Annotated in this window: 6 protein-coding genes; all 6 read right to left on the minus strand. The window is 72.5% G+C overall.

Annotated features, from left to right (window positions below; translation table 11 throughout):
• Positions 1-92: 92 nt before the first annotated feature.
• Complete coding sequence (locus HUU95_RS06675; protein WP_174279401.1) at positions 93-782, minus strand: PIG-L deacetylase family protein; 690 nt, start codon at positions 780-782, stop codon at positions 93-95.
• On the minus strand, positions 779-1,966 hold the full coding sequence (locus HUU95_RS06680; RefSeq protein ID WP_174279402.1) for a glycosyltransferase family 4 protein: 1,188 nt from the start codon (positions 1,964-1,966) through the stop codon (positions 779-781). Before HUU95_RS06680 ends, HUU95_RS06675 begins: the two co-directional genes overlap by 4 nt.
• 100 nt (positions 1,967-2,066) lie before the next feature.
• Positions 2,067-2,891 (minus strand): sugar phosphate isomerase/epimerase family protein, encoded by an 825-nt coding sequence (locus HUU95_RS06685; RefSeq protein ID WP_174279403.1) that lies wholly within the window; start codon positions 2,889-2,891, stop codon positions 2,067-2,069.
• Positions 2,888-4,378, minus strand: coding sequence for a YcaO-like family protein (locus HUU95_RS06690; protein WP_174279404.1), 1,491 nt, complete (start codon positions 4,376-4,378; stop codon positions 2,888-2,890). Before HUU95_RS06690 ends, HUU95_RS06685 begins: the two co-directional genes overlap by 4 nt.
• The gene (locus tag HUU95_RS06695) at positions 4,375-5,190 is read right to left on the minus strand and encodes a hypothetical protein (protein ID WP_174279405.1); all 816 of its coding nucleotides are present in this window, start codon (positions 5,188-5,190) and stop codon (positions 4,375-4,377) included. Before HUU95_RS06695 ends, HUU95_RS06690 begins: the two co-directional genes overlap by 4 nt.
• A partial coding sequence (locus tag HUU95_RS06700) for a Gfo/Idh/MocA family protein (protein ID WP_174279406.1) occupies positions 5,181-5,864 on the minus strand: 684 nt, incomplete at its 5' end. The genes HUU95_RS06700 and HUU95_RS06695, both read right to left, overlap by 10 nt.

Genomic DNA, 5,864 nt, shown 5'->3' on the forward strand with positions numbered 1-5,864 from the left:
CGCGCGCCCTCGCCGCGATCGGCGCCGCCGCGGCCAGCGCCCATGCGAGTGATTGGCCGGCCTTCTACTCGGCCGGATAAGGGTTCGCCGCGTCAGCCCGCGGGGTCGTGGAACCGCTCTTCGGTGATCGAGTCTATGCGGGCGGCCATCGCCGCGTGGCCGCCGAACTGGAAGCCGAGCTGGGTCGGGTAGGCGCCGCACATCGCGATCCGCCGCGCGCGCAGCTCGTCGTCCAGCGCGACGCGGCAGCGGGGCTCGCCCGCCACGACACCGGGCCGGTCGAGATACGGCCAGTCCTCCCACAGCAGCACCGCCCGTCCCCCGCGCGCGAGCGCGTCGCGCACGACCCAGTGATCGACATGGTCGCCCAGCGCCAGCGGCCCCAGCAGCAGGTCCGGCGCGAGCCGATCGAGCAGCGTCGCGAGCGCCGGCGCGAGCTGGTCGACCATCGTGTCGTCGGCGCGGCGCGGGCCGAACAGGTCGCGCGCGCTCGCATAGCCACGATGCGGCGCCTCCAGGAACGGCAGGTGGACGGGCTCGGCGCCGATGACCGCGCAGGCCGCGCTGTCCTCCGCGCGGCGCAGCGCCATGTAATCGACGTCCGGGGCCAGCCCCTTGTCGAGCTGGCAGGCGAGCGCGAAGCCGCTGGGGCGGGCGACGTTGCCCGTGAAGCAGGTCACTATCGTCACCCGCCCGCCGGCCCGCGCGTGCGCCGCGAGCAGCCCGCCGGCGGAAAAGGCGGCGTCGTCCAGGTGCGGCGAGACGGCGACGAGGTGGCTCACAGCAGCTGCGGCTCCGCGCGGAAGCGGCACGGCGTCAGCGGCAGCGCCTCGTCGAACGCGGTCTGCGGATGGTCACGCAGCCGCTCGTACACCGCGACGATCCGGGCGCCGACCGCCGTCCAGCTATACGTTTGCCGGCATTCGGTGAGCCCGGCGGCGGCGAGCCGCGCGCGCAGGCCCCCATCGGCGACGATGCGGGTCAGCGCCGCCGCCAGCGCGGGGACGTCGCCCGGCTCGGTCAGCAGCCCGTCGACGCCATCGGTCAGGCAGTCGACGACGCCGACCGATCGGCACGACACCACCGCCAAGCCGCTCGCCATCGCCTCCAGGATCGTGTTGCTGAACCCTTCGGCATAGGTCGGTGAGACGAAGGCGTCGTGCGCGCGGTACAGTGCCGGCACCGCGTCGTAATCGGCATAGCCGGTGAACGCGACCGCGACGCCCAGTTCCGCCGCCAGCGCCTGCGCGGCGTCGAGGTCGGGGCCGATGCCGGAGATCGTCGCTTCCCACGCGCCCGGCACGGACGGCAGCGCCCGGAGGAAGTCGAGCACGCCTTTGCGGCGATCGACGCGGCCATGGTACAACAGCCGGACCGGCCCGGTGGCGCCGGCGCCGGGCGTGAAATGGGCGGTGTCGACCGCGCCGGGGACGATCGTGAACCGATCGAGCGGCGTGCCCAGCCGCTCGTGCACCTCGCCCGCGAAGCTGGCGCCGCCGATCAGCACCGCGCCGGCACCGTCGAGCACGCGGACCATCGCGAGCCGATGCGTCTCGCAGCACGAGCCGACCCAATGGCCGTCGCCGCCCTGGATCGACACGACGCAGGGCAGGCCGAGCCGCCGCGCCGCGATCATCGCCGCCCAGCCGGTCGGATAGCCATATTGCGCGTGGATCATGTCGAACGGGCCGGCGGCGGCGATCGCGTCCGCCATCGCGGTGATGTCGCGCTCGAAATCGCCCCCGTCCTGTTCGCCCAGCGCCTCCAGCCCGATCACCCGCACGCCGGGGACGGGGGGCGGGGGGCCGCCGCCATAGACGCGTCGCTTGGCCGGAGCGCCATAATATTGGCTGACCATCGTCACCTCATGCCCGCCCGCGACAAGCTGGCGCAGCAGGTTGAGCGCGTAGATCGACATGCCGGAGATGGCGGGGAAGAACCGGCGCGAGACAAAGCAGACCCTCATCCGCGTCGCTCGCGCGACGGTGTCTCGACTTCGCTCGACACGAACGGAGGCCGTTTGATCGTTCCCGTTCGAGTCGAGCGTCGTCGAGGCGTCCTTGGCCTCACGCCGTCCGCGCCCGCAGATACGCGATCGCCTCCGGGATCGCCTGATGCGCGCGCGGGCTCTCGCGGCTCAGCTCGACGCAGACCAGCCCGCCAAAGCCGATCGCCGCCAGCGCGCCCAGCACCGCGGGCACGTCCATGTCGCCCTGCCCGAACGGCAGGTGGGTGTGATCGCCCCGGCGCATGTCCTCGATCGCGACGGTGCCGAGCCGGTCGGCGAAGCGGCGCACCGCGTCGGCGGGGTCGATGTCCTGCGTGACGAGGCAATGGCCGGTGTCGAGCGCGAGCCGGAGGGAAGGGTGACGCCGCGACAATCGCTCGTAGTCGGCGACCGTCTCGATCAGCATGCCGGGCTCCGGCTCGAAGCTCATCGCGACGCGCTGGGTGGCGGCATGATCGAGGACACGCCCGAGCCCGTTGTCCAGCCAGGCATGGGCCTGGGCGGGATCGATCCCCGGCCCGGGCACGCCGGCCCAGAAGCTGACCGTCTCGCTGCCCAGGATCGCGGCGATGTCGGTCGCGCGGTTCAGGAAGGCGACGCGCCGCTCGCGGCCGGTGGCGCTGACCAGCGTCGGCTCGTGCTTGTCGCGCGGGTCCAGCAGGTAGCGCGCGCCCGTCTCGATCACGCTGCCCAGCCCCAGCTCGTCGAGCAGCCCGCCGACGCGGTCCGCCTCGCGCCACCAGCCGTCGGCGAACGGATCGAGATGGTGGTGGTCCAGCGTCAGCGCGACGCCCGCATAGCCGCTGTCCGCGATCAGCCGGATCGCGTCGTCGAGCCGGTGGTTGGCGGCGCCGTTGGTGTTGTAGGCGAAGCGCAGGCTCATGCGCGGCGCTCGGCCCAGGCGACGTGATGCGCTTCCGGCTCGCGATACAGCGGGTAGAGCGGCCCGACGATCGCATCGGCGACGGCGGTGTCGAACAGCGGCTGGCGACCGAACCCGTCCAGCGCCTCCGGCGTCAGGCGGACGGGGCGCACCGTCTCGCTCTCGCCGGTGAAGCGGATCAGCGGCGAGCCCATGTCGATCAGCTTGCGCGTGTTGCGCTCGCCGATCCGGTAATAGCTCATCGTCTCCACCTCCATCCCCGGCACGATCACCTTGACCGTGGTGACCGGGCAGCCGGGCGGCGTCATGTCGACATACAGGATGTCGAAGCCGGCCGCCGCCACCGCCGCGCGGGTGACGCGGCTGCGGTCATGGCCGCTCGGCGCGGGCGTGGACGGCAGCGTCGAGAAGTCGCGGGTCGTGTGGCGCGACAGCATCGTCTCCGCCAGCCAGCCGCGCAGCGTCGCGGCGTCGCGGCGCGTCCAGTCCCCCATCGCCCGGAACGCGCGATCGTCGGACGATTTCGCCGCGCGGCCGGCCTGCGCCATGAACCGCTCGACATAGCCCTCCGGCGCGACCTGGCGGACCAGCGCGGCGGGGCCGTGCGCGAACGCCTTGCGCGCGCGGCTGGCGGCGAACTCGGTGACGCACTTCTCCAGCGCGGCGGTCACGTCGGGGTGGCAGGCCTCGCCGCACGCGGTGGCCATGATCGGCGCGGCGGGCTCGATCCGGTCGGTGCCGACGCAATACAGATTGGGCAGGCCGAACTGGTCGGTGGCGAATTTCGGCAGCAGATCGACGCCGGCGGCGGCGAACCGGTCGAGGATCGCGTGCGTGCCGGCGGGCAGATCGCCCGGCAGCGCCAGCGTGACGCCGCGATCCAGCGCGCGGAACAGGAGGCCGTTGCCGTCGCGCTGCAGGATCTCGCACAGGCCATGGCCGACCGCCCAATCGAGATCGGGGCCGGCGCCCATGCCGTTGGAGATGATGGTGGTGAACGGCCGATAGCCGGGTGCCAGCTCCTTGGCCGAATAGGCGGCGAGGTCGATCGGCACGAGCACGCTCGACCCGTCCGCCCAGCGCCTCGCCTCCACCCAGTCGAGCACCGTGTCGCGCCCGACCGGCGAGCCGGCGGGGAGGCACAGGGTGAGCGGGTCGGCGACGGCGCGCTCGCCGAGCGCCGCAACCAGCCCGGCATGGCTGCCGCTGGTCCGGGGCCGCGCGGACAGGGTGAGGGTGGGGAACACCATCTCCGCGATCTCGCCCAGCCCGCCCAGCACGGCCGCCTCATCCGTCGCGCCATAGCCGACGCCATAGGGCATGATCCCGGCCAGATCGGGCGTGTCGGGAAACAGCGCCACCACCCAGACGGGCAGCCCGACGCGGTCGAGCCCGCCGATCGGGAACGCGACGACATCGCCGGCGGGGAAGGCGTCCAGATAGGCGCGGGCGGCGGGCGAGAGGTCGGTGGGAAGGCCGGTATTCAAAGGGGTCTCCTGACCACGCCGGGCGGCCGGGCCAATGCCTCGTCCAGCACCCGCAAGGCAATCTCACGGCCCACTTCCGGCGCATATTCGAACGGCGTCAGCACCGCGTCGAACGCGAGCGGGGCGATCACGTCGCGATACCGCCGCAGCTCGCCATGGGTGAGCGGGATATCCTTGTGAAACGCCTTGTGACTGCTGATCGCGGTGGAGCGGCCATCGGCGTCCTGATCGATCTTGAACATGTCACCGCAGAACAGGCGCGCGCCCGACGCGTCGTGGAGCGCCGCCTGGCCTTCGTAATGGCCGCCGACATGGTGGAGCGTGTAGCCGGGCGCCAGCGTCAATGTATCGTCATAGGGCCAGGTGACGCGGAATGCCTTGGTCATGCGCAGATCGTCCTTGTGGATCGCGACGACGGGCGGTTCGAACACGCGCTGGAGCTGAAACAACGCGCCATAGCCGTGCGCGTGGCTGGCGGCGAGAAAGGCGATGCCGCCCAGCGCCTCGATCCGCGCCAGCATCGCGTCGGAATAATAGGGCGCGGCCTCGAACGCGATGTTGCCCTCCGGCCGGACGAGGAGCCAGCCGGTGCCGGCCAGGCCCAGCGCCGGCGTGGTGGTGAATGCCCAGAGGTTGTCGGCGATCTGCCGCGCCGCGCCGCTGTGGGTTGCCGCGACCTCCGCCTCGGGCAGGAACCGCCAGCCGTCCTCGGGCAGGTCGTTGCGCGTGTCGTTGCACACGGGGCAGTCGGCGGGCGCGAAATGGCGCTGCCAGAAGCCGCAATGCGCGCATGCCCACCAGCTCAGAGGCAAGTGAGCGCCTCGCCATACGCCCGGTCGAACAGCCGCTGGAGCGCTAGGTCGCGCGTCAGGTCGAAATCATGCGCCTCGCCCCGCACCGCGCGCGCGAAGGCGGCGGCCTGCGCGGCGAAGGGGGAGAGCGTCGCGTCGAACGGCACCGGCGTCTCCTCGCCCGAGCGGCCACAGCGCCGGGTCAGCGTGCCGCCGGGCGTCTGCCCCATGGTGTCGGTGCCGACGAGCAGCCCCGTCTCGCCCAGTACCTCCAGCCGTCGGCGCGGCAGCACCTCCGCGCAATTATACGCGACATGGCTCTGGACCAGCACGCCCGAAGCGGTGCGACCGGTCAGCATGCCGCCATCGTCGACGGCGTAGTCGTGGACGCGGCGTTGCAGATCGATGTGGAGGCGCTCCAGCGGCTCCGCCACGAGCATCTGCGCGAGATCGAGCCCGTGCAGCGCGAGGTCGATCACGGCGCCGCCACCCGCGCGGGCGGGGTCGGCCCGCCAATTGTCCCCGTCCGACCCTGCTGGCGCCCAGTCCGGCCCGACCCAGCAGGCATAGACGATGCGGACCGCGATCGGCCGGCCGATCTCGCCGGCGGCGATGGCGTCGGCCATCGCGCGGTGGGCCGGGTGATGGCGCTGGTCAAAGGCGGTGCCGGCGATCAGGCCGGAGGCGGCGTCGGC

The sequence above is a fragment of the Sphingomonas bacterium genome, from assembly GCF_903643065.1.
Classification (GTDB): Bacteria; Pseudomonadota; Alphaproteobacteria; order Sphingomonadales; family Sphingomonadaceae; genus Sphingomonas.